The organism is Candidatus Accumulibacter sp. ACC005 (assembly GCF_907163215.1).
GTDB lineage: Bacteria > Pseudomonadota > Gammaproteobacteria > Burkholderiales > Rhodocyclaceae > Accumulibacter > Accumulibacter regalis.
The window spans coordinates 266,890-292,281 of record NZ_CAJQUB010000004.1 but is presented as its reverse complement, the minus strand read 5'-3'; the positions used below and the strand labels follow the sequence as shown (position 1 = coordinate 292,281).

Annotated in this window: 23 protein-coding genes and 1 tRNA gene; 15 read left to right on the top strand and 9 right to left on the bottom strand. The window is 64.4% G+C overall.

The genetic code is table 11. The features are described from left to right. Nucleotides 1-187: 187 nt before the first annotated feature. The 3 genes from QZ613_RS04260 to QZ613_RS04250 all read right to left on the bottom strand — a co-directional run bounded on the left by QZ613_RS04260 (nt 188) and on the right by QZ613_RS04250 (nt 2,731). Nucleotides 188-373 (bottom strand): hypothetical protein, encoded by a 186-nt coding sequence (locus tag QZ613_RS04260; protein WP_291865314.1) that lies wholly within the window; start codon nt 371-373, stop codon nt 188-190. A 245-nt stretch (nt 374-618) separates the two neighbouring features. Then, nucleotides 619-2,025: an ATP-binding protein gene (locus QZ613_RS04255; RefSeq protein ID WP_043569380.1), complete on the bottom strand. Its 1,407-nt coding sequence runs from the start codon at nt 2,023-2,025 to the stop codon at nt 619-621. Next, nucleotides 2,012-2,731, bottom strand: a complete 720-nt coding sequence (locus QZ613_RS04250) for a winged helix-turn-helix domain-containing protein (protein WP_043569382.1) — start codon at nt 2,729-2,731, stop codon at nt 2,012-2,014. Before QZ613_RS04250 ends, QZ613_RS04255 begins: the two co-directional genes overlap by 14 nt. Nucleotides 2,732-2,922: 191 nt before the next feature. On the opposite strand from QZ613_RS04250, the gene QZ613_RS04245 reads away from it, so the two are divergent. Both QZ613_RS04245 and QZ613_RS04240 read left to right on the top strand, forming a co-directional pair. Then, nucleotides 2,923-4,086: a fatty acid desaturase gene (locus QZ613_RS04245; RefSeq protein ID WP_043569385.1), complete on the top strand. Its 1,164-nt coding sequence runs from the start codon at nt 2,923-2,925 to the stop codon at nt 4,084-4,086. Between the two features lie 11 nt (nt 4,087-4,097). Beyond that, nucleotides 4,098-4,586 (top strand): disulfide bond formation protein B, encoded by a 489-nt coding sequence (locus QZ613_RS04240; RefSeq protein WP_043569386.1) that lies wholly within the window; start codon nt 4,098-4,100, stop codon nt 4,584-4,586. Between the two features lie 16 nt (nt 4,587-4,602). On the opposite strand, the gene dut is transcribed toward QZ613_RS04240, so the two are convergent. Continuing rightward, nucleotides 4,603-5,052 (bottom strand): dUTP diphosphatase, encoded by a 450-nt coding sequence (gene dut / locus QZ613_RS04235; protein WP_291865349.1) that lies wholly within the window; start codon nt 5,050-5,052, stop codon nt 4,603-4,605. A 14-nt stretch (nt 5,053-5,066) separates the two neighbouring features. Further along, the gene (gene coaBC, locus QZ613_RS04230; RefSeq protein ID WP_291981619.1) at nt 5,067-6,260 is read right to left on the bottom strand and encodes a bifunctional phosphopantothenoylcysteine decarboxylase/phosphopantothenate--cysteine ligase CoaBC; all 1,194 of its coding nucleotides are present in this window, start codon (nt 6,258-6,260) and stop codon (nt 5,067-5,069) included. A gap of 272 nt (nt 6,261-6,532) precedes the next feature. Here coaBC and QZ613_RS04225 point away from each other — a divergent pair, with 272 nt between their 5' ends. From QZ613_RS04225 to miaA, 3 genes are all read left to right on the top strand, one after another. Then, nucleotides 6,533-7,987 (top strand): catalase, encoded by a 1,455-nt coding sequence (locus tag QZ613_RS04225; protein WP_291981617.1) that lies wholly within the window; start codon nt 6,533-6,535, stop codon nt 7,985-7,987. A 115-nt stretch (nt 7,988-8,102) separates the two neighbouring features. After that, nucleotides 8,103-9,950, top strand: a complete 1,848-nt coding sequence (gene mutL / locus QZ613_RS04220; protein WP_291865346.1) for a DNA mismatch repair endonuclease MutL — start codon at nt 8,103-8,105, stop codon at nt 9,948-9,950. After that, nucleotides 9,947-10,906, top strand: a complete 960-nt coding sequence (gene miaA / locus QZ613_RS04215; RefSeq protein WP_043563817.1) for a tRNA (adenosine(37)-N6)-dimethylallyltransferase MiaA — start codon at nt 9,947-9,949, stop codon at nt 10,904-10,906. The genes mutL and miaA overlap by 4 nt, the downstream gene beginning before the upstream one ends. A 57-nt stretch (nt 10,907-10,963) precedes the next feature. Here the strand turns inward: miaA and QZ613_RS04210 are convergent, their stop codons facing one another. From QZ613_RS04210 to mutM, 4 genes are all read right to left on the bottom strand, one after another. After that, a complete protein-coding gene (locus QZ613_RS04210; RefSeq protein ID WP_291981615.1) occupies nt 10,964-12,193 on the bottom strand; it encodes a nucleotide disphospho-sugar-binding domain-containing protein in 1,230 nt (409 codons plus the stop codon). 65 nt (nt 12,194-12,258) lie between these two features. Further along, nucleotides 12,259-13,209 carry a PEP-CTERM sorting domain-containing protein gene (locus QZ613_RS04205; RefSeq protein WP_291981613.1) on the bottom strand — a complete coding sequence of 317 codons (951 nt, stop codon included), beginning with the start codon at nt 13,207-13,209 and terminating at the stop codon, nt 12,259-12,261. Between the two features lie 429 nt (nt 13,210-13,638). Then, the gene (locus QZ613_RS04200) at nt 13,639-15,594 is read right to left on the bottom strand and encodes a dynamin family protein (protein ID WP_291981610.1); all 1,956 of its coding nucleotides are present in this window, start codon (nt 15,592-15,594) and stop codon (nt 13,639-13,641) included. A 100-nt stretch (nt 15,595-15,694) separates the two neighbouring features. After that, entirely contained in the window at nt 15,695-16,522 is an 828-nt protein-coding gene (gene mutM, locus QZ613_RS04195) for a bifunctional DNA-formamidopyrimidine glycosylase/DNA-(apurinic or apyrimidinic site) lyase (protein ID WP_043563380.1), read from the bottom strand. A gap of 97 nt (nt 16,523-16,619) precedes the next feature. Between mutM and QZ613_RS04190 the strand changes: the two genes are divergently transcribed. From QZ613_RS04190 to QZ613_RS04145, 10 genes are all read left to right on the top strand, one after another. Next, the gene (locus QZ613_RS04190) at nt 16,620-18,413 is read left to right on the top strand and encodes a tetratricopeptide repeat protein (protein ID WP_043563382.1); all 1,794 of its coding nucleotides are present in this window, start codon (nt 16,620-16,622) and stop codon (nt 18,411-18,413) included. 23 nt (nt 18,414-18,436) lie between these two features. Continuing rightward, nucleotides 18,437-19,060 (top strand): lipoprotein insertase outer membrane protein LolB, encoded by a 624-nt coding sequence (gene lolB, locus QZ613_RS04185; RefSeq protein WP_291865294.1) that lies wholly within the window; start codon nt 18,437-18,439, stop codon nt 19,058-19,060. Next, nucleotides 19,057-19,920, top strand: coding sequence for a 4-(cytidine 5'-diphospho)-2-C-methyl-D-erythritol kinase (ispE, locus tag QZ613_RS04180; RefSeq protein ID WP_043563819.1), 864 nt, complete (start codon nt 19,057-19,059; stop codon nt 19,918-19,920). Before lolB ends, ispE begins: the two co-directional genes overlap by 4 nt. 103 nt (nt 19,921-20,023) lie before the next feature. After that, nucleotides 20,024-20,100: transfer RNA gene (locus QZ613_RS04175), tRNA-Gln, on the top strand. An 89-nt stretch (nt 20,101-20,189) separates the two neighbouring features. Further along, nucleotides 20,190-21,140 (top strand): ribose-phosphate pyrophosphokinase, encoded by a 951-nt coding sequence (locus QZ613_RS04170; RefSeq protein WP_043563387.1) that lies wholly within the window; start codon nt 20,190-20,192, stop codon nt 21,138-21,140. Between the two features lie 110 nt (nt 21,141-21,250). Next, nucleotides 21,251-21,904, top strand: coding sequence for a 50S ribosomal protein L25/general stress protein Ctc (locus QZ613_RS04165; protein WP_043563389.1), 654 nt, complete (start codon nt 21,251-21,253; stop codon nt 21,902-21,904). Nucleotides 21,905-21,994: 90 nt separating this feature from the next. After that, nucleotides 21,995-22,570: an aminoacyl-tRNA hydrolase gene (gene pth, locus QZ613_RS04160; RefSeq protein ID WP_043563392.1), complete on the top strand. Its 576-nt coding sequence runs from the start codon at nt 21,995-21,997 to the stop codon at nt 22,568-22,570. 10 nt (nt 22,571-22,580) lie between these two features. Beyond that, nucleotides 22,581-23,672 (top strand): redox-regulated ATPase YchF, encoded by a 1,092-nt coding sequence (ychF, locus tag QZ613_RS04155; RefSeq protein ID WP_043563394.1) that lies wholly within the window; start codon nt 22,581-22,583, stop codon nt 23,670-23,672. 69 nt (nt 23,673-23,741) lie between these two features. Then, a complete protein-coding gene (locus QZ613_RS04150) occupies nt 23,742-23,876 on the top strand; it encodes a type II toxin-antitoxin system CcdA family antitoxin (protein ID WP_291921190.1) in 135 nt (44 codons plus the stop codon). 273 nt (nt 23,877-24,149) lie between these two features. Beyond that, on the top strand, nt 24,150-25,271 hold the full coding sequence (locus tag QZ613_RS04145) for a hypothetical protein (protein WP_291901661.1): 1,122 nt from the start codon (nt 24,150-24,152) through the stop codon (nt 25,269-25,271). Nucleotides 25,272-25,392 lie beyond the last annotated feature (121 nt).

Genomic DNA, 25,392 nt, shown 5'->3' with positions numbered 1-25,392 from the left:
GCCCGGCGAGCAAGGCGCATGAACCGGGCACGAAAAAAACCCGCAGCTTGAATACTGCGGGATGCACAGCCCATCGTCGTCGATGGGCGGTCAGCGAGGATGACTTGTTTGCCGGCCGACGCGACAGAGACGCGGGTGCTTGACCGGGCCAGCGCTGCCACTTCATCAAGCGTTCGACGACGGGCCTTCAACGATCCTTGCGGCGACTGCACTGCCAGCAGCGCGCGCCATACCAGACCGCAGCACCTCCGGCGGAAACCAGCAATGCCTTGAGCAGTTCCATTTCGCCGGCGCTGAGCAGATCCCAGGCGACGATCCCGACGAAAATACCGACGCCTTCGGCGATCGGTACAGAGGCGGGCGGTTCAGCCAAGACGTTCAGTTGGCGAAGGGCGCGTGCTGCCCTGCCTCGCCGCAGCCAGCGCAATGAAAGTCCTCCTGCTCAGGGCCCCCCGGGCAAGCGCAAGCGGCTTCTCGAGCGAAGAAATGTCGGCGCGTCGCGGCAAAGAACTGCTCGCAGCTGAGCTTGAATTCGTTCATTTTCTTGTCTTTCTCGGCAGATTTAGCAACAGCGGCCGATGATAGTGACGCGCAGCCGGCTCGTCTGCAGTCATTGCGTCAGCTTTCGGTGACGCTTTGTGACAGTGGCCAGGCGAGGGTGAAACGGGCGCCGCCAAGCGGAGACTCGGCGGCGCTGGCTGTGCCGTGGTGCTGTTCCATGACCAATTGCACGATCGCCAGCCCGAGACCGTAACCGCCGGTCGAGCGGTCGCGCGATCGATCGAGGCGCGTGAACGGCGAGAAGATCCTTTCTCGTTCGTCGGCCGGGATACCGATTCCGTCGTCGTCGACGTGCACCAGGATTTGCTCGTCGTCGACCTGCGCGCTGACGCGGATCTTCCCTTGCGCATATTTCATGGCGTTGCGCAGCAGATTGGTGATCGCGTGCGGCATCGTCCGGCGATCGAGCTCGACGTAGAGCATCGACGGCAGGGTCGCGGTATCGACCTGCAGGTCTAGCTTGCCTTCGAGCAGGCGGCTGGCCTCGACCTGTTCGTCAAGCCATGCCGCCAGCTCGACGGCGGTGAGCTGCAGGTCCGGTTGTTCGCGGCCGAAGCGCGCGTAGGTCAGACTGGCGTCGATCAGGCCGTCGAGTTCGTCGAGGTCGCCTTCCATCAAGCGCCACAGGCGCTCGCGATCGGCTGGCACTTCGGAGTCGGCCAGCATTTCGAGCGCAAAGCGGATGCGCGCGATGGGCGTGCGCAACTCGTGCGAAATGGCGCTCGACAGCTCCTTCTGCGTGGCAATCAGCCGCTGGATGCGTTCCGCCATCCCGTTGAGTGTCTCGGCGAGTGGTCCGAAGGCGTTGCTGCGCATCGCTGGCGCGCGCGCCTCGAACAGCCCCTCCCCCAGCGCGCGAGTGGTCTGGCGCATGGCTTCGAGGTCTCGCCAGACGGGATGGACCCAGAGCCAGACTGCAATCGCCAGGCAGACTCCGATCAGGCTCCAGGTCAGCAGGCTGATGCGCAGATCGAGCGGCATGCCCCGGTGGTACTCGGGGTTGCGGTCGGGCGAGATCGGGCCAACGACCAGGACCTGCGAGGTCTGCTTGAGTCGATGATAGAGAACGTCACCCTTGGCGTCGATGGCCAGCTCGCCGTTGTCGAGCTTCTCGGCCTGTTTCGGCGGCAGATGCAAGGTCCAGCGGTCGACGATATCGAGCCGATAGGCAAACTTCTGGTCGAGAGCGGCGACCGCCTGTGGCCACTTCGAACGCGGCTTTCGGAACAGTTCGTCTTCGATGAGCACGATGGTGCCGTGCATGAAGCGGCTGGTGTAATCGTCGGTGATGCCCTTGACCGCCGTCGAAATCACGAAATCGGCAAAAATGGCGATGGCCACGAAAGAACCCATGACCAGCAGGTAGAAGTTGAAGAACAGCCGCGACAGGCTGTAGTGCTCGCGCCAGGGCGCCGGCGTGTACGGCCCGAGGATCGACAGCAGTTTGCGGCTATTGCCAATCATGCTTGCTGAACAGATAGCCCTTGCCACGGACGGTCTTGATCCGGGTCGGGTTCTCGGAGTCGTCGCCAAGCTTGCGGCGCAAGCGCGAAATCCGTGCATCGATCGACCGGTCGAGGCCGTCAAAACCGATGCCACGCAGCTCCTGCAGCAAGTCGTCGCGTGACAGAACGCTGCCGGCGTGACGGGCAAGCAGCCAAAGCAGATCGAACTCGGCGGTGGTCAGGTCGATACAGTCCGCGCCCAGACAGGCGGTGCGCGTTGCCTGGCTGATGTGGAAGCTGCCAAAGGCAAGTTCGGCGGGTCTGCCCGTTTCCGCACGCTCACCGGTGCCGCCAGCGCTGCTTGGCGAACGGCGCAACAGGGCCTTGATCCTGGCCAGCAAGAGACGGGGCTGTACCGGCTTGGCAATGTAATCGTCGGCGCCCAGTTCCAGGCCGAGGATCTGGTCGAAGTCTTCGTCACGGGCGGTGAGCATCAGGATCACCCCCTGGTAACGCGCCCGCACGGCACGGCAGATCTCGAAGCCGTCCTTGCCCGGCAGCATGACGTCGAGAATGACCAGGTCGGGCCGCTCGACAAGAATGCGGGCCTCGGCCTTGCTGCCGTGCCCCTCGACCAGGACCTCGAGGTCGTTCTTGCGCAGGTACTCGGCGGTCAGCTCGGCGAGGCGCTCGTCGTCCTCGACCAACAGGATTCGTGTTTTCATCCGCCAATGATAACGGCTTGTCGGCCGCGGATGAACCTGCCCGTCGACGATCGGCACCGGCAAGGCCTGCGGGCCGCGAGAAACAGGGCCAGCGTCACTGCGCGCAGAGCGCTGGCTGCACCTTCGCGGGCTGTTTGGCGCGGCGTCACTATTGGCTTAGAATTGCAGGTTCGATCTTGAGAGGGTGATCTATGTACGCTGGATTAGTCGACTGGCCTTGGTGGGGCTACGTGCTTGCAACGCTGGCTTTGACCCACGTGACCATCGCCTCGGTAACCATCTTCCTGCACCGGTATCAGGCGCATCGTGCGCTCGAACTGCATCCACTCGTGGCGCATTTCTTCCGTTGCTGGCTCTGGCTGACCACCGGAATGGTGACCAAGGAATGGGCGGCTATCCATCGCAAGCACCACGGCAAGTGCGAAACTGCCGAGGACCCACACAGCCCCCAGGTGTACGGCATCCATCGCGTCCTCTGGGCGGGCGTCTTTCTGTACGTCAAGGAGGCCAGAAATACCGAGACCCTGCAACGTTACGGTCATGGAACGCCGAACGACTGGATCGAGAATCACCTCTACAGTCCGTGGCACAAGCTCGGCGTGGTGGTCATGCTGGCCATCGACATCGCCGTCTTCGGCGTTCTTGCCGGACCACTGATCTGGGCCGTGCAAGTGGCCTGGATTCCGTTCTGGGCAGCCGGCGTGATCAACGGCCTCGGCCATTTCTGGGGCTACCGGAATTTCAGCACCGACGACGCCAGCACCAACCTCTCGCCGCTCGGCATACTGATCGGCGGCGAGGAGCTGCACAACAATCATCACGCCTTCCCGACCTCGGCCAAGCTCTCGAATCGCTGGTACGAATTCGACATCGGCTGGCTCTATATTCGCATCCTTGCGGCGCTGGGCCTGGCACAGGTCAAAAAGGTCGCACCAAGACCGCGCCTGGGAACGCTGCGGCCGGTGGTCGACCTCGACACCCTGCACGCGGTGATCGCCAACCGCTACGATGTCCTCTCGCGCTACACCCACTCGCTGAAGCAGGTCTATCGCGAGGAAATCGGCAAGCGCCAGGACGGCAGTCGTTTCAAGGGCCTCAAGCCCTGGCTGGCGGAACACGCCGGTGACGTCCCGCAGGAATTGCGCGGGCGGCTCGAGTTGCTGCGCGGCGAGAGCCGAGCGCTGCACACCCTCTACGCCATGCGCCAGGAGCTGGTGGCAATCTGGGAGCGCTCGAACGCTTCGCGCGAGCATTTGCTCAAGACCCTGCAGGACTGGTGCGAGCGTGCCGAAAACTCGGGCGTCCGCCAGTTGCAGGAACTGTCGATGCGCCTGCGCAGCTACGTTCCGGCCTGACGAAGAGCCCAGTGCGCCTCTCGCTGCGTGCCTGTTTCGGCGTACTGGCGCTGCTTGCCCTTGGCTTGACCGGCACCGGCTGGCTGATTGGCGAGCTCCTGCAGCTGCAGCCGTGCCCCTTGTGCATCTTTCAGCGTCTGCTGTATCTGCTGATCGCCGGCCTTGCCCTGTGCGGCGCGCTGCTGCCCGGCTGGTGGCGCATCTGGGGAGTACTGATGGGCCTGAGCGCGGCCGGCGGGCTGGCCACCGCCAGCTACCAGACCTGGCTGCAGCAAAATCCCGAGAGCAGCCTGGCCTGCGGTTTCGGCGAGCCAACCGTTATCGAGCAGATCGTAAACTGGTTTGGCGTGCGCTGGCCCGACCTCTTCCTGGCGACGGGTTTCTGTTCGAGCAAGGACTGGGTCTTTCTTGGCCTGTCGATGGCCAACTGGTCGATTGTCTGCTTCCTGGCCTTCATGGTTGCTGCCGCGCAACTGGTCGTAAAGGGCCAGCGGCCCTGACCGCTGCGCCGCTCGTTCAGGAGCGGCCGGTACTGCCAAAACCGCCGTCGCCGCGCGAGCTCGCGGCAAAATCGTCTACGACGTTGAACGCCACCCGCAAGACCGGGACCACGACCAGTTGCGCCAGACGCTCGAGCGGTTGCACGGTGAATGCGTTGCGGCCGCGATTCCAGGTCGATACCATCAGCTCGCCCTGGTAGTCGGAATCGATCAAGCCGACCAGATTGCCGAGGACGATGCCGTGCTTGTGGCCAAGACCCGAGCGCGGCAGGATCATCGCCGCCAGACCGGGATCGGCAAGGTGGATCGCCATTCCGGTCGGAATGAGCACCGTTTCGCCCGGCCCGATTTCCATCGCGGTGGCGATGCAGGCGCGCAGATCCAGTCCGGCTGAACCGGCGCTGGCGTATTGCGGCGGCCTGTCGCCCAGGCGCGAGTCGAGCAGCTTGACGTCGATCGACACCACTCCAGCCCCGTTCATCAGACTTTCTCCAGCAACAGCGCGACGCGGGCCACGAGTTGCCGCGCCAGATCGATCTTGGGTGCAGGTGGGAGCGGATGCGCACCGTCATCGTCAAACAGAATCAGCGTGTTGCAGTCGCCGGAAAAACCGTCCTGAATGAGGTTGCCAACGATCAGCGGGATCTTCTTGCTGCGCCGCTTGCTTTCCGCGTACTCGGACAGGTTTTCGCTTTCGGCCGCGAAGCCGACGCACAGCGGCGGACCAGGTAGCGCAGCGACTTCGCCGAGGATATCCGGGTTGGCGACCAGTTCGATGGACGGCGGCGAGGCCTGCAGGCGCTTCTTGATTTTCTGTTCGGCGACCTGCGCCGGCCGGTAATCGGCGACCGCAGCAACGGCGATGAAAACGTCGTGCGCAGCAACCTGCTGGTGAACGGTTGCGTGCATCTGCAAGGCGCTGGTCACGGCGATGCGCCTGACACCGACCGGGCAAGGCAGGCTCACGGGCCCGGAGACCAGCGTTACCTGAGCACCCGCCTCGTATGCCGCGCGGCTGATCGCATAGCCCATCTTGCCACTCGACAGGTTGGTGATTCCCCGCACCGGATCAATCGCTTCAAAAGTCGGCCCGGCGGTGAGCAATACGCGTTTTCCGGCGAGCAGCTTCGGCTGAAAGTACGCCACCAGGGTGTCGCGAATTTCTTCCGCTTCCAGCATTCGCCCGGGGCCGCTTTCGCCACAGGCCTGATCCCCACGGCCCGGACCGACGATGAAAACGCCGTCGCCACGCAAAGTGGCGACGTTACGCGCAGTGGCCGGGTTCTCCCACATTTGCCGGTTCATCGCCGGCGCCACCAGCAAGGGGCAGTCGCGCGCCAGCACCAGGGTGGTGAGCAGATCGTCGGCCAGCCCGTTGGCCAGCTTGGCGAGAAAGTCTGCCGACGCGGGGGCGACCAGCAGCGCATCGGCGGTCCGCGAGAGATCGATGTGCGCCATGTTGTTAGCCACCCGCGGATCCCATTGGTCGGTGAACACCGACTGACCGGAGAGCGCCTGGAAAGTGACCGGCGTCACGAAATGCGTTGCCGCTTCGCTCATCACCACCTGCACGCTGGCGCCGTCCTTGACCAGCAGGCGGACCAGTTCCGCCGCCTTGTAGGCAGCAATGCCACCACTGACGCCGAGGACGATGCGTTTTCCCGCGAGTTCCATGCGCTTTGCTCTTCATCCGGTTGGGGTTGTCTGGCGGCACATTCTACTGGAGAAGGTCGCCCGACGGCGATCAGCGGCCGCCCGGCAACGATCCCGGCTCCCGATGGCCGCCGCTGGCTGCGGCCTATCCATAGCCATTAACAATCGCGAATATACCCACAATCAATTGGCCCAATGGTTCGCCAGATCCTAGACTGGCTTCATCGGGCCCCGGTACACGCTCACATGCCGCCGCCCGGTCCAGCTTGAACCAACCCAAAGGAGTCCGACTGATGAGCATCAAGAAACTCACCACCGCTGCCGGTGCGCCGGTAGTCGACAACCAGAACACGATGACCGCCGGCCCGCGTGGCCCGGTCCTGATGCAGGATATCTGGCTGCTCGAAAAGCTCGCCCATTTTGATCGCGAAGTGATCCCTGAGCGTCGCATGCATGCCAAGGGTTCGGCCGCCTACGGCCGCTTTACCGTCACCCACGACATCAGCGAATACACTCGCGCCAGGATTTTCTCGGCGGTAGGCAAGACGACCGAGCTCTTCGCACGCTTCACGACCGTTGCCGGCGAGCGTGGCGCCGCCGACGCCGAACGCGACATCCGTGGCTTCGCAGTCAAGTTCTACACCGAGGAAGGCAATTGGGACCTGGTCGGCAACAACACGCCCGTCTTCTTTCTGCGCGACCCTCTCAAGTTCCCCGACCTCAACCACGCCGTGAAGCGCGATCCGCGCACGAACATGCGCAGCGCCACCAACAACTGGGATTTCTGGACGTCGCTGCCCGAAGCCCTGCATCAGGTGACCATTGTCATGAGCGATCGCGGCATCCCCGCCAGCTACCGCCACATGCACGGCTTCGGTTCGCACACCTTCAGCTTCATCAACGCTGCCAACCAGCGTTACTGGGTCAAGTTCCATTTCCACAGCCAGCAGGGGATCAGGAACCTCAGTGACGCCGAAGCCGAAGCGATGATCGGCAAGGATCGCGAGAGCCACCAGCGCGACCTCTTCGAAAGCATCGAGAAAGGCGACTTCCCGAAATGGACGCTCTCTGTGCAGATCATGCCCGAGCAAGACGCGGCAAACGTTCCCTATCATCCTTTCGACCTGACCAAGGTCTGGCCGCACAAGGACTATCCACTGCTCGAAGTCGGGGTCATGGAGTTGAATCGCAATCCGGAGAACTTCTTCGCCGAAGTCGAGCAATCGGCTTTCAACCCGGCGGCGGTCGTTCCCGGCATCAGCTTCTCGCCCGACAAGATGCTGCAGGCGCGCCTCTTCTCCTACGGCGACGCGCAACGCTACCGGCTCGGCGTCAATCACCACCAGATCCCGGTGAACGCTCCACGCTGCCCGTTCCACAGCTATCACCGCGACGGTGCCATGCGCGTCGATGGCAACCAGGGCGGCACCCTGGGCTACGAGCCGAACAGCTTCGGCGAATGGCAGGAGCAACCCGACTACCGCGAGCCGCCACTGTCGATCGAAGGGGCGGCCGAGCACTGGAATCATCGCGACGACGGCGACTATTACTCGCAGCCTGGGGCCTTGTTCCGCCTGATGAACGCCGAGCAGCAACAGCTGCTCTTCGACAACACGGCCAGGGCCATGGGCGACATACCCGAGGAGATCAGGCTGCGCCACGTCGGCAACTGTTGCAAAGCCGATCCGGCCTACGGCGCAGGCGTCGCCAAGGCGCTCGCTATCGCCCCGGACAAACTGCCGAAGTAGAAGCCAACCGGTTGGCCCGCTCGCCGCGTGCAGGCCGCGGCGAGCGGGCCATTCACTTCCCTCCTGACGAGCGTGGGATAATCCGCCGATGCCTGCAACGCCCGTTACGCCCACCATGACCACCATCCACCTGCTGCCCGATCTGCTGATCAGCCAGATCGCTGCTGGCGAAGTCGTCGACCGACCCGCTTCAGTGCTCAAGGAGCTGCTCGAAAACGCCCTCGACGCGGGCAGCTCGACGATCCAGATCCAGCTCGAGGAAGGGGGCGTCAAACTGATCCGCGTCAGCGACGACGGTTGCGGAATCGCGCGCGACGAACTGGCGCTCGCCCTCACCCGCCACGCGACCTCGAAGATCGGCTCGCTTGAGGATCTCGAACGTGTCGGCACGCTCGGCTTTCGTGGCGAAGCGCTGGCCTCGGTCGCCGGCGTCGCGCGGGTCACGCTGACCAGTCGCCCGCGTGGCGAGCGCGGCGACAGCGGCGCGCCAGGGCACGCCTGGCGGCTCGGCGCGGAGCGAGAAGCGACGCCAGAGCCAGCCGCCCTGCTCGCCGGCACGGTGGTCGAAATGCGCGACCTCTACTACAACACGCCCGCGCGCCGAAAATTCCTCAAGTCCGACGCGACCGAGTTCGCGCACTGTGCCGAAGCCGTCAGGCGCATTGCTCTGGCGCACCCCGCAGTCGCCTTCACGCTGACCCACAACGGCCGCGTCAGCCTGCACCTGAAGAAGAGCGACGCCCGCGCTCGTGTCGGCGCCATCATCGGCGACGACTTCCTGGCCGAGTCGCGGCCACTCGACGCGCTCGCCGGGCCGCTGCGCGTCTTCGGTTTCTGCGCGCTACCGGCCTACTCGCGAGCGCGCAATGACGCCCAGTACTGCTACGTCAACGGTCGCTTCGTACGCGACAAGCTGCTCGTGCATGCGCTGCGCGAGGCCTACCAGGACCAGCTGCACGGCAGCCGCTACCCGGCTTACTGCGTATTCCTCGAGATCGACCCGGCGACCGTCGACGTCAATGTGCATCCCCAGAAAACCGAAGTCCGCTTTCGCGATGCGCGCGCCGTGCACCAGTTTGTCTTTCACGCCGTACAGCGTCTGCTCGCCAGTCCGCTCCTGGCCACGACCGGTGCTGCAGCGCGGCCAGAGCCCGGGGCCGAGCAGACGCGCTGGCCGCAAGGCCCCACTGCCCCATCGGCGCCGGCGAGCGACGAATCCTCGTACGCCTCTCGTGTGCCGTACCAGGGGTCGCTGCGCGTCGGCAATCCGGGTGCCGCCAGCAGCACCGCTGCGTACCTCGCCTTCGTCGGCGGGGTCCAGGCAGCGGATGGCGGCCAGCCCGGCGCACTGCCCGACTCGGCCCCGCCAGCGACCGGCGTGCCGCCGCTCGGTTACGCACTCGCGCAGCTTCACGGCGTCTATATCCTGGCGCAGAACAGCCAGGGCATGGTCGTCGTCGACATGCACGCAGCGCACGAGCGCATCCTCTACGAAAAGCTCAAGCAGGCGCTCGCCGATCAGCAAGTGGCCACCCAGGCGCTGTTGATCCCAGCCGTTTTCAGCGCCGAAGCGGTCGACGTCGCCGCTGCCGAGGAGTATGCCGAAGTGCTGCAGCAGCTCGGCTTCGATCTGGCGCCGATGGGCCCGTGCCAACTCGCCGTGCGACGGGTCCCGGTACTGCTACAGGCCGCCGACCCGGAAAGCCTGGCGCGCTCGCTGCTCGACGAGCTACGCGAGCACGGTGTCAGCCAGCTGCTCACCGCGCGCCGCAACGAGTTCCTCGCCGGCATGGCCTGCCACGGCGCGGTGCGCGCCCGCCGCCTGCTGTCCATCGCCGAGATGAATGCGCTGCTCCGCCAGATGGAGGAAACCGAACGTGGCGACCAGTGCAACCATGGCCGTCCGACCTGGACGCAGCTGAGCATGGCCGACCTCGACCGCCACTTCCTGCGCGGCCGCTGAGCGTGTCCGTCGAGAGTCACGCAGCGCTGCCACCGGCAATCCTGCTCATGGGGCCGACGGCCAGCGGCAAGACGGCGCTGGCCATGGCGCTGGCCCGCCGTTTTCCCGTCGAGCTGATCAGCGTCGATTCGGCGCAGGTCTTTCGCGACATGGACATCGGCACGGCCAAGCCCGACGCCGCGACGCTGGCCGAATTCCCGCATCACCTGATCGACGTACTGCCACCGACCGAGGCCTATTCGGCGGCGCGTTTTCGCGCCGACGCGCTGGCGGTGATGGCCGAAATCAGCGCGCGTGGCCACGTGCCTCTGCTCGTCGGCGGCACCATGCTCTACTTCAAGGCGCTGCTCGAAGGCCTCGCCGAGCTGCCGCAGGCCGATCCGGCGACACGTGCGGCGATTGACGGCGAAGCCGCGATGCGCGGCTGGCCGGCGCTGCACGCCGAGCTGGCGCAGATCGACCCGGAAACGGCAGCGCGTCTGCACAGCACCGATGCGCAACGCATCCAGCGAGCCCTTGAGGTGTTCCGCCTGAGCGGTCGACCACTGTCGGCCCTACTTGCTGCTGGCAAGGCGCAGGCAGCCGCGTACGCCTTCACGGCCATCGGCCTGCTGCCGTCCGACCGCGCAGTCCTGCACCAGTGTATCGCCGAGCGCTTTACCGCCATGCTCGCCGCCGGCCTGGAAGCGGAGGTAGCCATGCTGCGCGAACGCTACCCGCTGCACGCTGCGCTGCCGGCGATGCGTTGCGTCGGCTACCGGCAGGTGTGGGAAGTGCAGGATGGCCTGCTGCCGCAGCACGAATTGCGCGAGCGCGGCATCTACGCGACCCGCCAGCTGGCCAAGCGGCAGCTCACCTGGCTCAAGAACACGCTGCGCCCGCAGGTGGTCGTCGACTGCCTCGCCGCCGATGCCGATGAGCGCGTCGCCCGCCTGCTCGGCGACGTCCTGCGCTGAACGGGTTTTCCGTCGCCTTGATGGGCTGGCGGGAAGTGTGCCGCCGGCCTGCTTCGCCTATTGAGCGCGCGCCTTCGCGTCGGCGTTGGCGCCACCGGAAAGTAAGGCCTCGCAGCCCTCGACCAGCCGGCCGACGGCAAGCGACTGATCAATGCTGGACAACTGCGCCGCGTACTCAACCGCGCGCGCCGCGAGGCTCTCGTCGTCCAGCAGCCGCCTGAGCAGTTTCGGAAGCAGGGCCGGATTGCCGTCGGGCGCCAGCAGGACGCCGGCGCCGAGCGCTTCGACGCGATGGCTGGTCATCGTCTGCTCCATCTGCGTCGGCAGGAGCAGCAAGGGCTTGCCATGGTCGAGCGCAATGTCGCTCATGCCCCCAGCGTGACAGATGATCGCTGCGCACTGCTTGACCACTTCGCTCATCTGCAGCGGCGTGGCACTGAAGGCGACACGCGCGGATTCATGACGCTTGCGCAATTGTTCGGGCAGGCCCGCGGCGTAGATCAGGAAGCGCGCCCTGCTCTTGCCGATGGCACCGAGAACGGCGTCGAGATGCTTGTAGTCCGATTTGAGATAGGCGAAGACCGGCGGCGCGTCGCCAGCAGGCCAAACCGGTGCGCTGCCCATGCTCAGACTGTTGACCGGCCCAACATAGTTGGCGTCGGCTCGCTCGCCATAGACATCGAGTCTCGGTCGCGCACAGAGGTAAGTCGCCTCCGCTTCGAAGAGATCCGCGACCTGCGCGATCAGCGGCGCGCCGAGCTCCTTGAGTACCGCGTTACAGTTGCGGGTCGTGCGTTCCTCGGTCTCCGCCAGACGATGATGGTCGCCCGCGCCATTGGCCCACCAGCGGTAGCGCGGCAAGGGGCGAACACGCGGCGGAACGGCAAAGCTGTTGCCGACGATCACGCGTGCAACGTCAAAGCCCCGCGCCGCGAGCAGCGCCGTCGGGGCGTGGTCGAACAACATCAGGTCGGGCTGCAGCAGCGTCCACAGCGAACGCCACGCGCGAGCGATGGACAACAGCCCGTCCGCCTTGAGGAAACCGAATCGGTAAAGCGTCTCGGTGAAGTTGAGGTCCGGCGGCAGACCCTGTACGGGAGTGAGCCACACTGGCGCCTGCAGGAACTCGATGGCATGCGGACCGAGAACCGCCTCCGCACGTGAAATATCGCGCAGAACCAGTACCGGCCGATGTCCCTGCGCCCTGAGCTGGAGGGCGATTGTCAGATAGCGCCCGACGTGCCCCAGGGCAGCTCCGAGCTCCCAGTTCAAGACGATGGTCGCCATTCAGCCGCTGCTCCTCATGGAAACAACGGGCGCCAGGCGCCCGTTGCGTTTCAAGATCTGGTCGCCTAGCCGCGCTGCCTGCGCCGCCGCACGCCAAGCGCTGCCAGCCCCATGCCCAGCAAACCAAGGGTGGCAGGTTCGGGTACCTGCACCGCGGTAATCTCAATGGCAGGCGGGCCGGGGAGCGGCGTGGTATTTAGGTTGTCCGGATCGCCCAGCGACGAATACGACGAACCGGTGTAGGTACAGGGGGAAACTGCGAGAGCGAGAGCGACACCATCGCCGTAACCATCGCCGTAACCGTAACCGTCGCCGTAGCCGTTGCCACTGCAGCCGGTGCCAATCGTGTAATCACCGTAGGCGTGACTGACCAGATCATAAACGACGCTAGTGGACTCGCCAATACCCAGAATGCCGAGATCAACGTTCACATAGGTGCCACCCCAGGAATAGGAGGTCCCCGAGTGCGATGCTCCGTCCAGTTCGCTCCCACCCCGCGTCAGATCGCCATTGCTTGCGATCCGGGCGCTACTGCTGAACAGCGGGGTGCTCGAACCGTCGCGATTGATATTGACCGCGTATTCGGCGTAGCCCGTACCGCCCGCTCCCGGATCGGTAGACATGCTTCCGTAGTAGATGAAGAAATTGAAAGCATAGTGCTGCGCGACGCCGCTGTCGTTGGTAATGCTCCACGAGCGGATGAAGTGGCCGGTGCTGTCAAATACTCCGACGCCGTCGGCGCTCGCGCGGTAGGGTCCGTTGGCGTGACCCCAGGCATCACCGCTGGCATTCGAATCGGCGTCGCTGGCAGTGGCATTGGCACTCGCATAGGGAAGACTCGTATTTGGCCCCGAAACTTGCACCGGAGTGACGCCCACTTGGGCCATGCCCTGGGCGCTGAGCCCGTCGACGACGGTCGCCGCTGCCGGCAGCGAGGTCAGCATTCCCAGGCTGGCCAGGATGATTGCGAGTTGCTTGCGAGCGAGAAGCTGCGGACGCAGCAGGGATCCTTGCATTTCTGTTCCTTGACGAAGAATTGGATGGGGCAGCGACCAGGGGTCTGGTCGGCCAGAGTTCGCGCAGATCCCTTGACCACGGCAAGGGATCTCGCGCCACTCCTGAGCAACCAGTAGCAAAACTCGTGCCACCATACAGTCCATCGCAAACGGCGGCTTGCAATTCAGACACTTGCCTTTCTGGCCGCCGCACCAGCCAGCCATCGAGCAATGCTCGGCGACCGCGACGTGTAAGAAAACGCGACGTGAAATAGTAGGCACTTCCTGGCCCCACGACGGGGGCTGGGGGATTCTTGCCCCGATTTGGCGACCAGGGTGGCGCCATGGCGCAGGTGAAATCCAGTCACCCAGCAGCTTTCACGCTGATGTCATGTCCGCGGAAAGCACCATCAAAAATGCAACACCAACGGCCAAGTCGGCGGGCCGACCTCAGGCGGCGCTGCGCACTTCCTCGATACTCACCGTTTGCTGCAGGACGTCACGAACCCCATTGCCGATTTCCGTCAGCACCTTCATTTGCGACAGCAGGTTGTTCTCGACGTGCACCAGCTCTTCGATACGCTCTTCCAGCGTATCGGTCGCCTGGTGAATGCGCTTGATGCTCTCCAGGCGGCGCTTCAGCTGGATATGATGCTCGCGAATCTGAATCTCCATCGGCGCCATGATCGCCTTCAGCCATGACTCCGCATCACGGTTGGCGTGCTCGAAAGTCTTGCGCACCTGCACCGTAACCTCCTCGAAGAAGCGCTGCGTGAGCTGCGACTTTTCGTGAGTCAATAACTGGAACATGGTGTTGATATGCGTGTCGCACCACTGGTCGAGGCGATCGATCTCGTTTTCGTAGCGCCGCAGCGAAAATGCGATCGGCGTACCCAGCTTCAGGCCGTGCTCGACGGAGAACTTCTTGTAGATGACCTCCATCATGGTCATGATTTCGGTGACCTCGGCGTGCGATCTGCGGAGGTTGCCACGCGCACTGGCGAAAAACTGCGCCATCGCCGTGGATAGCGTCTTCGAGAAGGTCGCCGCAACCATCGCTTCACGCGTGCTGTTGGTCAGCAGGCGCAGGGAGTCGAGGCCGAGATGCGCAAACAGCTTGTTGGTCAGCTGCGAAAAGACGCTGCGCACCGCATAGTAGCGCTGCAAGCCCGTCTCGAACTCCTCCTTCTCGAGACGCACCTTGCCCATCATGTATTCGACAACACCCTTGTTCTTGCCGCGCAGTTCGGTGAGCTCGACGAGTTGCTCGCGCAAGCCGAGCAGGCGCGAGTCGAGCAGGCTGCGCGTGCGCAAGTAGCAGTCGGAGAACTCGCTGTCGGTGTTGTCGCGAACGATTTCCTGCTTGGCCGGGATCAGCTCGTCGGTAAGTGCGCGCTCGAGCTCTAGCAGCCGACTGCGCGCGAGCAGTGGCTGATCGTCGTTGATCTTGGCGAGCAGCGCCTTCTGCGCCGAAACGGGAAAGATCTGGCTTTCCGGCAGGTCCAGTGTCCACGCGCAGCTGTCGACCTGCCGGGCCACTTCAGCGTCGATCTCCTGCACGGACTTGAGTTCGTCCCACAGGCTGTCGATCTTGTTGAGAACGACGATACGGCCTTTCTTGCGCCGACCCGCGCTGCCAATGTGGTCTCGCCAGACGGTCAGATCGGACTGCGTGACGCCAGTGTCGGCGGCCAGGATGAAGAGCACGGCATGCGCGTTGGGAAGCAGCGACAAGGTCAGTTCCGGCTCGGTACCGATCGCATTGAGGCCCGGCGTATCGAGAATCACCAGCCCTTGCTGCAACAGGGGGTGCGGGAAATTGATGATGGCGTGCCGCCAGCGGGGAATCTCGACGCTGCCGTCGTGATCGACGCGGAAAACGGCCGTATCGCCGTCTACGATCGTGAAACCGAGACCTTCCGCGACCTTGCGGTCGACCCGGATGACTTCGCCGACGTGCCGAAGCGCCTCCTGCATCGAACCCGCCGAAGCGGTATCAAGCGGGAGAACGGTCCATTCGTCGGGAAAGCGCTTGTACTCGCTGATACTGGTGTTCGACTCACGACACTCGATCGGCAACAACTCGATCGACGGCGCCTTGCTGGCGTCGAACATCAGTTCGGTCGGACACATCGTCGTGCGACCTGCGGTCGAAGGCAGAATTCGGTTACCGTAATCGGCAAAAAAAATGGCGTTGATCAGTTCCGACTTGCCGCGCGAGAACTCCGCGACAAATGCCACATGCAAGCGATCTTCACGCAGCTTGTCGAGCAGTTGCGAAATTCGTCGATCAGTCTGGGCATCGGTAAGCTCGTTCTCGACGAGCCAGCCAGAAAAATTCGCCAGGGCAGTGGAGAGCTCGCCACGCCATTCGCTATAGGCGGCAAGATGTTGAGCAAGCGTCATGACCAGTTCCAGCTCAGGAAGAAGGTCTCGACTCTATCACAAAAGGCAGAGCAATCAGTGACATGGCATAGTGACCGCGAAAGGCCGGTCGCGCCGGCGGTCAACGCTGGCACGCCGGACAGTAGAAAGTCGAACGACCGGCCTGACGAAGCACCCGTATCGGCGTCGCACAAACCGGGCAAGGCTCGCCCTGGCGATCATAGACTGCGCAAGAAAGCTGGAAGCAACCGGCACCGCCATCGCTGTGCACGTAGTCGCGAACCGTGCTGCCGCCGGCGGCGATCGACGCGACGAGCGTCGCACGAATCGCCTGCGCCAGCAGCCGGTAGCGCTGCAGGCTGATCCTGCCGGCACGACGCAGGGGTGAAATACCGGCGCGAAAAAGGCTTTCGGCGGCATAGATGTTACCGATGCCGACGACCAGATGGCTGTCCATCAGCAGCGGCTTCACCGGCATCCGCCGCCCGCGCGTGGCCGCATAAAGCCACTCGCCGGAGAAGCCATCGGCCAGCGGTTCCCTACCCAGCACGGCGAGCGCCGGATGGGTTTCGACGTCGACACCTTCGTGCCAGAGCAGCGCACCGAAGCGACGTGGGTCGCGCAGGCGCAGGACGGTATGCTTGAAAACCAGGTCCACGTGGTCGTGCTTCTGCGCCGGCGTCGCCGGCGGCACGAGGCGCAGACTGCCCGACATGCCGAGGTGGATCAGCAGCCAACCGCCGCCGCGACTGCTGGCGCAGTCGAGCAGCAGATACTTGCCGCGCCGTAGAATGGCGTCAACACGCAGGCCGGCGAGCCGCGCATCGAGACCGAGCGGGATCGCGTGACGCAAGGCCGGCGTGCGCACGACCGCACCGACCAGGCGTCGCCCGGGCAAATAGGGAAGCAAACCCTGGCGACTCACTTCGACTTCAGGCAGTTCCGGCATTGCTGCTACCCCGAAAAGTCCATAACATGCGCAGCAGGAATTATGACGCAATCTCCCCCGTCAGCTCCTGCAACCGTTGGCAGCAAGCAAGGAAACCATGAAACCGATCATCAGCACTCTCCTCTGCGTCTCGCTGTCGCTCGCCCTCGGCATGCCCGCCCAGGCGGCCAACGAGGCAGCGCCCGCCGAGCAGAACAAGGCGACGAAGCAGAACAAGGCGACGAAGCAGAACAAGGCGGGCAAGCGTGCGCCGAAGAGTGCTTTGCCACCGGCACTCGCACCGCATCCCGAGGCCACCGACAACAGCGAGCTGACCGGCCAGATCGTCTACCAGGTTCTGCTCGCCGAAGTCGCCTTGCAGCGCGGTCGCAGCGAGTTCGCCAGCCAGGCCTACGCCGACCTGGCAGTGCGCACGCGCGACCCCGGAATCCTCGAAAGAGCCATCGAGGTAGCCGGTTACGCGCGCCGTTTCGATCGCGTCCTCGAACTCGCACGCCTGTGGGTGCAGATCGAGCCGGACTCGAAACGTGCGCAGCAGGTCCTCGTCGGCGTACTGGTGCTGACCAATCAGCTCGCCGGGCTGGCACCCCAATTGATCAACATGCTCGAGGCCGACCAGCCGGCACTTCCCGGCAATCTGCTGGCGCTCAATCGGATGTTTGCCCGCAGCCCGGATCGCAAGGCCGTCCTGCAATTGATCACCCAGATCGGCAGCCATTTCCCGGACCTTCCCGAAGCGCACTACGCGATCGCCGTCGCGGCCAGTTCTGCGGGTGAAAACGAACGCGCGCTGGCCGAGGTACGGCAGGCGATGGCGCTGCGTCGGGATTGGCAGATCGGCGCGATGCTGGAAGCGCAGTTGCTGACGCGCCAATCACCGGCCGAAGGCATCGCTTCGCTGCAGAGCTTTGTCGACAGGAATCCGGAAGCGCGCGACGCACAGCTTCACCTGGCACGAGCCCTGGTTGGCGAAAAGCGCTATGCCGAGGCCAAGCGCATCTTCGAGCAGTTGCTGCAGGCCTACCCGAACAACCCGGACGTGGTCTTCCCGGTGGCTATCCTTGCCCTCCAGGAAGACGACACGAAGCTTGCCGAAGAGCAACTCAAGCATCTGATAACGCTTGACTTCCCGGACAAGAGCGCGCCTTTCTATTACCTTGGCCAGATCGCCGAGGAAGGCCGGCGTGGCGATCAGGCGCTGGCCTACTATCAGCATGTTGGCCCTGGCGAACACTATCTCCCGGCGCAGATCCGCAGCGCTGCCATTCTTGCCCGGCAGGGCAAACTCGACGAGGCGAGAAGCCAGCTCCACGCGGCGGCGGCGAGAGAGCCGCAAGTGCGCGTGCAGATGTTGATCGCCGAAGCGACACTGCTGCGTGACGCCAAACAGACAGCAGCGGCCCTGGCTTTGCTGGAGCACGAGCTGAGCGAGCAAACCGATCAGCCCGAGTTGCTCTACGAGTCGGCGTTGCTGGCCGAGCGACTCGGCCGCCTGGAAGTCATGGAAAGCCGTCTGCGCAGGCTGATCGCCCTGCAACCGGACAGTGCGCAGGCTTACAACGCGCTCGGTTACTCATACGCCGATCGCAACACACGGCTGGCCGAAGCACGTCAATTGATCGAAACGGCGCTCAAGCTGGCGCCCAACGACCCCTTCATTCTCGACAGCATGGGCTGGGTACTGTTTCGCCAGGGGGACCTCAATGGCGCGCTGAGCCATCTGGAGCGCGCTTACGCGCAGCGCCCCGACGCCGAGATTGCCGCCCACATCGGGGAAGTCCTGTGGGTGCTCGAGCGCCGGGACGAGGCGCTGCGCACCTGGAATGAGGCACTCAAGCGGCATCCGGATAGCGAGGAGATCAAGGAAGTGCTGCAGAGGTTCGCGCCCTGACCCTGACTTCGCTCTATCCGGCGGTGGGCGCACCCAGGCTCGACCCTCGTCGCTCGCTGCTCTCCGCGATGCTGCTTCTCGCGCTGCTCGCACTGACCGCGTGCAGCACCGCGCCCGCGCCTGCCAGCCTGCCCTCGCCTGCCCAGCGCGACGAGCTGCAGGACTTCTCGCTCGCCGGCCGCTTCTCTTTGCGCCAGGAAGGGCAAAGCTACACCGGCCGGCTCGATTGGCGACACGCCGACGACGGCGACGAGCTGCTCCTTTCGTCCCCGCTCGGACAAGGCATGGCCGAAATCGTCAGCAACGCTGCCGGCGCCCGCCTGACCAGCGCTGACGGAAGGACGCAAGGCGCAGCCAGTGCCGACGAACTGCTGCAGGCTGTCCTCGGTTACCCGCTGCCCCTGGACAAGCTGGCCGACTGGGTACGCGGGCGCAGCCCGCAGGGCGGGGTGATGGCCGTCGACGCCTGGGGCCGCCCTTCGCGCCTGCACTACGAAGACTGGCGAATCGCCTACGAGTACGACAGCGACGACCCGCAGGCGCTTCCTGGCCGTCTCCTCGTCGAGCGCGAGACGCTCCTCGAACTTCGCCTGCGCATCGACCAATGGCTGCCCCTGGCCAGGCCATCGACGCCATCGCCGCGATGACCGCCAGCCGCCAGATTTGGGATTGGCAAAGCGTCTATCCCGCGCCGGCCAAGCTCAACCTCTTCCTGCACGTCGTCGGTCAGCGAGCCGATGGCTACCATCTGCTGCAAACGCTGTTTCGTTTCCTCGACCACGGCGACCGCCTGCACTTCGCCCCGCGCGCCGACGGCGCCATACACCTGGCAACGCCGCTGCCGGGCGTGCCGCCGGAGAGCGACCTTACGCTTCGCGCCGCGCGCCTGCTGCAGGCGGCGAGCGCTTGCCGCCAGGGCGTCGACATCAGTATCGACAAGCGCCTGCCGATGGGCGGCGGCCTGGGCGGCGGCAGTTCGGATGCGGCCACCGTCCTGCTGGCGCTCAACCACCTCTGGAAACTCGATTTGCCTCGCCGGCAGCTGCAGGAAATCGGCCTGCAGCTGGGTGCCGACGTGCCCTTCTTCATTTTCGGGCGCAACGCGTTTGCCGAGGGCGTCGGCGAAGCATTGCAGGCCGTCGAACTGCCGGCGTGCGGCTACCTGGTCCTCGAGCCGCCACTGGCGGTGGCCACGGCAGCCATCTTTGGCGCCCCGGAGCTGAAACGCGATTCCTTGCCGATCCGCGCCGAGCAATGGCACCCGGGGTTCGGCGGCAATGACCTGCAGACCGTCGTGGCGGCCCGCTTCCCGGTCGTTGCCGAGCACCTCGCCTGCCTGTCGGCCTTCGCCCCGGCGCGCATGAGCGGCTCGGGCGCCTGCGTTTTCGCTGAATTCGAAAGCGCCGAACAGGCCCAGGCGGCACTGCGGAAAATTCCCGCAAAGCTCCGTGGCTGGGTGGCTGCAGGCCTCGACGAGCATCCCCTGCGCGCACTGGCGAGCGGGTAGGCGACACCAGGTCAGGAGAATTATTGCTTTCGCGCTTCTTTTCCTGAGCAATCCTGGGTATAATGCGCGCCTCGTTCGCCAGCCAGGCGATGCGAGCGACAGCTGGGGAGTCGCCAAGTTGGTCAAGGCACCGGATTTTGATTCCGGCATTCGAAGGTTCGAATCCTTCTTCCCCAGCCACTCCATTTCTGTCAAAGCGGGCAGGCTGCCTCACCTGCCCGTCTTGCTTTATACGGCGCCGCTCCTGCGGCGCCTCTGGAAAGCGCACCATGGCCTACGACAGCCTGATGGTTTTCACCGGCAACGCCAACCCCGCATTGGCTGCCGACGTTGTCAAGCGCCTCAACATATCGCTCGGCCGAGCACAGGTTGGTCGCTTTTCCGACGGTGAAATCAGCGTCGAGATTCAGGAGCACGTGCGCGGAATGGACGTGTTCATCCTGCAATCGACCTGCGCGCCGACCAACGAGAACCTGATGGAGCTGCTGGTGATGGTCGACGCGCTCAAGCGCGCCTCGGCGGCCCGCATCACCGCCGCCATCCCGTATTTCGGCTATGCCCGCCAGGATCGCCGCGTGCGCTCGGCGCGGGTGCCCATCGCCGCCAAGCTGGTCGCCGACCTGCTCGCCGCTGCCGGCGTACACCGCGTTTTGACCATGGACCTGCACACCGAGCAGATCCAGGGCTTTTTCAACATCCCGGTCGATAACATCTATTCGCTGCCGATCATGCTCGGCGACGTCTGGAAGAAGGACTTCGACCACCTGATGGTCGTCTCGCCCGATGTCGGCGGCGTGGTGCGCGCGCGCGCGCTGGCCAAGCGTCTCGAGTGCGACCTGGCGATCATCGACAAGCGGCGCCCGAAGGCCAACGTTTCGGAAGTGATGAACATCATCGGCGAAGTCCAGGGACGAACCTGCGTGATCATGGACGACCTGGTCGACACCGCCGGGACGCTGTGCAAAGCGGCGACCGCGCTCAAGGAGCACGGCGCCCGGCACGTCCTCGCCTACTGCGTCCACCCGGTCCTTTCCGGCCAGGCCGTGGCGCGGATCAACGCTTCCGATCTCGATGAACTGGTGGTCACCGACACCATTCCCCTGCGTGACGACGCAAAGAATTCACCGCGCATACGGCAGCTGTCGGTCGCCGAAGTGATGGCCGAGACGATTCGCCGCATCAGCAACGAGGATTCGGTTTCGTCCCTGTTCATCGAATAGGGCAGCGGACGCGGCGCAGCCAACGCCTTGCGAACGAAGCATCAGAAGCATCAGAAACATTTTCCAACCCCTCGCCTGGTCGCGGGCGGGGCTTTTGCAACAACCAGGAGCTGTCCATGAAGTTCGAAATTGAAGCGCGCAAGCGCACTTTGCAGGGGTCCGGAGCGAGCCGCCGCCTGCGCCGCGAAAACCGGGTCCCGGCCATCGTCTACGGTGGCACGGCCGGTCCGCAGATGATCGACATCGACCACAACGAAATCCTGCTCAACCTGCGCAAGGAAGGCTTTCGCTCGTCGGTTCTGACGCTCAAGCTCGATGGCCAGCGCCAGCAGGCCTTGCTGCGTGACGCCCAGGTGCACCCCTGGAAGCCGCTCGTTCTGCACTGCGACTTCCTGCGCGTCGATGCCACCCATGCCATCCATCAGCGCATTCCGCTGCACTTCCTGAACGGCGAAATCGCTCCGGGCGTCAAGCTTGAAGGCGGTGCCGTCGCCGCGGCGCTGAACGACATCGAAGTCAGCTGCCTGCCGCAGCACCTGCCGGCGTTCATCGAAGTCGACCTGAAGGAACTCGCGCTCGGCGACATGATCCACGTTTCCGAACTCGTCTTCCCGGACAAGGTCACTCCGGTGGTTTCCGGCGACGACCAGGTCGTCGTCTCGATCATCGCTCCGAAGGTCGTCGAGGAGGAGGAGGTCGAAGGCGAAGAAGTGGAAGGCGCCGAGGCAGCTGCCACGGACGAGAAGGACGAGAAGGACGACTAGGCCAGCAGCCCGGCGTCCAGCCGGACCCAGGCCGCCGTCCGGCACTCGCTGCCCACGGCGGTCTTTTCTTTGACCCATGCCATTGATGTCATGCCCCCACCCCGCCTGATTGTCGGCCTAGGCAACCCCGGCGGCCAATACGAGGATAACCGGCACAATGTCGGCTTCTGGTTCGTCGACCAGCTCGCTGCTCGCCTACAGGCACCGCTGACGGCGCAGGGGAAGTTCCTCGGCCGCGTCGCCCGCCGGGGAGAATTGTGGTTGCTGCAACCGATGACCTACATGAACCTCTCCGGCCAGGCGGTTGCTGCGCTGGCGCGCTTCTACAAGATCGCCGCCGACGAAACGCTGGTCGTCCACGACGACCTGGATCTCGAACCGGGCAGCATCCGCCTCAAGCAGGGCGGCGGCAACGGCGGGCACAATGGTCTGAAAGACATCCAGGCGCGACTGGCGACGGCGGATTTCTGGCGCCTGCGACTGGGCATCGGTCATCCCGGCGAGCGCGCCGAAGTCGTCAGCTACGTCCTCAAGGCACCCCGGCGCGAAGAGCAGGAGCTGATCGACCGCGCCCTCGACCGCTGTCTGCTCGCCTGGCCCGACCTCGCCGCCGGCGATTACGCGGCCGCGCAACGACAGCTGCACGTCAAGACCGTCTCACCATAGGAATCCGAGCATGAGCCTCAAATGCGGTATCGTCGGCCTGCCCAACGTCGGCAAATCGACCCTCTTCAACGCTCTGACCAAAGCGGGAATCGCCGCCGAGAACTACCCCTTCTGCACCATCGAGCCCAACGTCGGCATCGTCGAAGTGCCCGATCCACGCCTCGCGCAGCTGACCGCCATCGTCAAGCCGCAGCGGGTACAGCCGGCGATCGTCGAGTTTGTCGATATTGCCGGGCTGGTTGCCGGCGCCTCGAAAGGCGAAGGCCTGGGCAACCAGTTCCTGGCCAACATCCGCGAGACCGACGCCATCGTCAATGTCGTGCGCTGCTTCGACGACGAAAACGTCGTCCATGTTTCGGGCCGCGTCGACCCGCTCTCGGACATCGAAACGATCATGACCGAGCTGGCGCTCGCCGACCTCGCCGCCGTCGAACGCACCCTCAACCGCGACAGCAAGAAAGCGCGCTCGGGCGACAAGGAAGCGCAGCAGCTGGTCGCCGTTCTCGAACGCCTGCTGCCGCACCTCAACGAAGGCCACCCGGCGCGAACGCTGACGCTTTCCAGCGACGAAAAAGCGCTGCTCAAGCCGCTCTGCCTACTGACCATCAAACCGACGATGTACGTCGGCAATGTCCTCGAAGACGGATTCGAGAACAACCCCCATCTCGATAGCCTGCGCGCCCACGCGGTCAAAGAAGGCGCGCCGGTGGTCGCCCTCTGCGCCAAGATAGAAGCCGAGCTCGCCGATCTCGACGACGAAGACAAGCACGCTTTCCTCGCCGACCTCGGACTCGAAGAGCCCGGCCTCAACCGCCTGATCCGCGTTGGCTACCAGCTGCTCGGGCTGCAGACCTACTTCACCGCCGGCGTCAAGGAAGTCCGCGCCTGGACCATCCACGTCGGCGACACCGCCCCGCAGGCGGCCGGGGTCATCCACACCGACTTCGAGAGGGGCTTCATCCGCGCCCAGACCATCGCCCTCGCCGACTTCATCACCTACAAGGGTGAACAGGGCGCCAAGGAAGCCGGGAAGATGCGCGCCGAAGGCAAGGAATACGTCGTCAAGGACGGCGATGTGCTGAACTTCCTGTTCAACGTCTGACGCAAGGGACGAGGCCGCGCTGGAACTCGGCCACTTCCCTCCTCTTGCACATCGTGATGCGTACAGACCATGCGCATCACGAGCAGGGCGCCCGAAATGGACGCCGCCACCCTCCCGCAGGCGTTACTCATGGCCCTCAAGCAACGGCAGCGCGAAGAATGGCTGGCCGAGAACAGGGCAGCCATCGCTGCGCTGCATTCCTGATGAGACTTTCAGCGACCCTGACAGTCGCTTGAAACCATGCCGCCGCTGGCATTCCTATGGTCCCTACTGCGTGAAACCCTACCTTAGCCAAGGCAAGAGTGAGGACTTGGCCCTCCGTCATTTCGCTGGCCCTTGCCCCTGAAGCACACCTGGTATGACGACATCAATTGGTCGGCCCAAACCCTAATTAATTCGGTCAGTAGCGCAACCCCCCCCGTTTTGGGGGGTATCGGATACCGCCGCCGTGGTGATAGCATTGCTGTCGGAGGGGAGATGACGACGGACAGGCTCGACAGCGGTCTGTGTGCGCTGATCGATATCATCTACAGGCGGCAGACGCCGAATCGCGACCCACTAGCACTCATGCCCGAGTGGTTTGACGCGTTGCGCCGCCTGCTCCCCTTCTCGTCGGGTGTCTTCATGCCCATCGACCCGGTTGGCGGCGCGCTGTGCCAGGGCTATACGCATGACTGCGATCAGCACGACATGCGCGACTACCTCACGCATTACCAGATCCTGGATCCCTACGTTATCTGGCAACCGGCACTCAACAACCCGGACGCCGTGGTGCGCCTGTCGGACGTCACCGATATCGGCAGAACGGTACGCGGCGAGTTCGGCCAGTTCATGAACCGCATCCCCTATTTCCACGCGCTGGCCGTGATTCCACAGCTGAACGGCGTGCCGCTGGGCGCTTTTTCGGTGCACCGCCAGCGTCGGCAACGCGACTTCGACCCGCGCGAGATGGCGCTGTTTCAGTGGTTCGTGGGCCATGCCACGACGGCAATCGACTACCTCTCGCTACGGCGCCAACGCGATGATCAGCGGCCCCCGGCGGTACTGGTGATGAGCCGCGAAGGCAAGATCCAGGCGCTGAGCGCGGAAGCACAACGTATCGTCGAATCCCTGCCTGAGAAAGAGCCGCAGATTCTGCCCGGACGATGCGATGCTTCGCGCATCTGGCGCTGTGGCAGCGAGGTCTTCGTCGTCAGCACCCGGCGCGTCGACCCGGCCAGCCTCATTGGCCTGGGCCATGCCATTCGTGTGCCACATTCTGTCGCCATCGACCGACTCGCGCAGCGGCTGAGGGTATCCGAAGGCGAGCAGCGCCGAGAGTTTGCCGTGACCCTGGAGAAGCTCGACGTCAACGACGCCGTGCGCGGCGAGGTTTTCGGGCTCCATCTGTCGCCGCAGCAGAAGCGTGTGGCGATCCTCCTGCTCAAGCGTTACGAGCCGCGTCAGATCGCCGAAATCCTCGCCCTCTCGCCGCACACGGTGCGCGACTACGTGAAGGACATCTACCGCCGTGCCGGCGTAAACGGCTACGAAAAGCTGGTCAGCAGGCTGTCGAACGGCAACGGCGCCAGTCCCTCGCCAAGCGGCCCGACGACCTGACGGCTGCCGCTCGCTGGCGCGATGTCCGGCAAGGTGACTGGCGCGCCAGGTGGCCGGGTCTTGTTCTTGTATAAGCATCCCGTGCCTGCCCCGGAGCATGCGTTGACCGCGCTACGGTGTT

What these genes read in the sequence shown, in the direction of transcription:
- QZ613_RS04255 (WP_043569380.1), bottom strand. Translation starts at nt 2,025, where the DNA reads ATGATTGGCAATAGCCGCAAACTGCTGTCGATCCTCGGGCCGTACACG.
- QZ613_RS04250 (WP_043569382.1), bottom strand. Translation starts at nt 2,731, where the DNA reads ATGAAAACACGAATCCTGTTGGTCGAGGACGACGAGCGCCTCGCCGAG.
- QZ613_RS04245 (WP_043569385.1), top strand. Translation starts at nt 2,923, where the DNA reads ATGTACGCTGGATTAGTCGACTGGCCTTGGTGGGGCTACGTGCTTGCA.
- coaBC (WP_291981619.1), bottom strand. Translation starts at nt 6,260, where the DNA reads ATGGAACTCGCGGGAAAACGCATCGTCCTCGGCGTCAGTGGTGGCATT.
- QZ613_RS04225 (WP_291981617.1), top strand. Translation starts at nt 6,533, where the DNA reads ATGAGCATCAAGAAACTCACCACCGCTGCCGGTGCGCCGGTAGTCGAC.
- mutL (WP_291865346.1), top strand. Translation starts at nt 8,103, where the DNA reads ATGACCACCATCCACCTGCTGCCCGATCTGCTGATCAGCCAGATCGCT.
- QZ613_RS04210 (WP_291981615.1), bottom strand. Translation starts at nt 12,193, where the DNA reads ATGGCGACCATCGTCTTGAACTGGGAGCTCGGAGCTGCCCTGGGGCAC.
- QZ613_RS04205 (WP_291981613.1), bottom strand. Translation starts at nt 13,209, where the DNA reads ATGCAAGGATCCCTGCTGCGTCCGCAGCTTCTCGCTCGCAAGCAACTC.
- QZ613_RS04200 (WP_291981610.1), bottom strand. Translation starts at nt 15,594, where the DNA reads ATGACGCTTGCTCAACATCTTGCCGCCTATAGCGAATGGCGTGGCGAG.
- mutM (WP_043563380.1), bottom strand. Translation starts at nt 16,522, where the DNA reads ATGCCGGAACTGCCTGAAGTCGAAGTGAGTCGCCAGGGTTTGCTTCCC.
- QZ613_RS04190 (WP_043563382.1), top strand. Translation starts at nt 16,620, where the DNA reads ATGAAACCGATCATCAGCACTCTCCTCTGCGTCTCGCTGTCGCTCGCC.
- ispE (WP_043563819.1), top strand. Translation starts at nt 19,057, where the DNA reads ATGACCGCCAGCCGCCAGATTTGGGATTGGCAAAGCGTCTATCCCGCG.
- QZ613_RS04170 (WP_043563387.1), top strand. Translation starts at nt 20,190, where the DNA reads ATGGCCTACGACAGCCTGATGGTTTTCACCGGCAACGCCAACCCCGCA.
- pth (WP_043563392.1), top strand. Translation starts at nt 21,995, where the DNA reads ATGCCCCCACCCCGCCTGATTGTCGGCCTAGGCAACCCCGGCGGCCAA.
- ychF (WP_043563394.1), top strand. Translation starts at nt 22,581, where the DNA reads ATGAGCCTCAAATGCGGTATCGTCGGCCTGCCCAACGTCGGCAAATCG.
- QZ613_RS04150 (WP_291921190.1), top strand. Translation starts at nt 23,742, where the DNA reads ATGCGCATCACGAGCAGGGCGCCCGAAATGGACGCCGCCACCCTCCCG.
- QZ613_RS04145 (WP_291901661.1), top strand. Translation starts at nt 24,150, where the DNA reads ATGACGACGGACAGGCTCGACAGCGGTCTGTGTGCGCTGATCGATATC.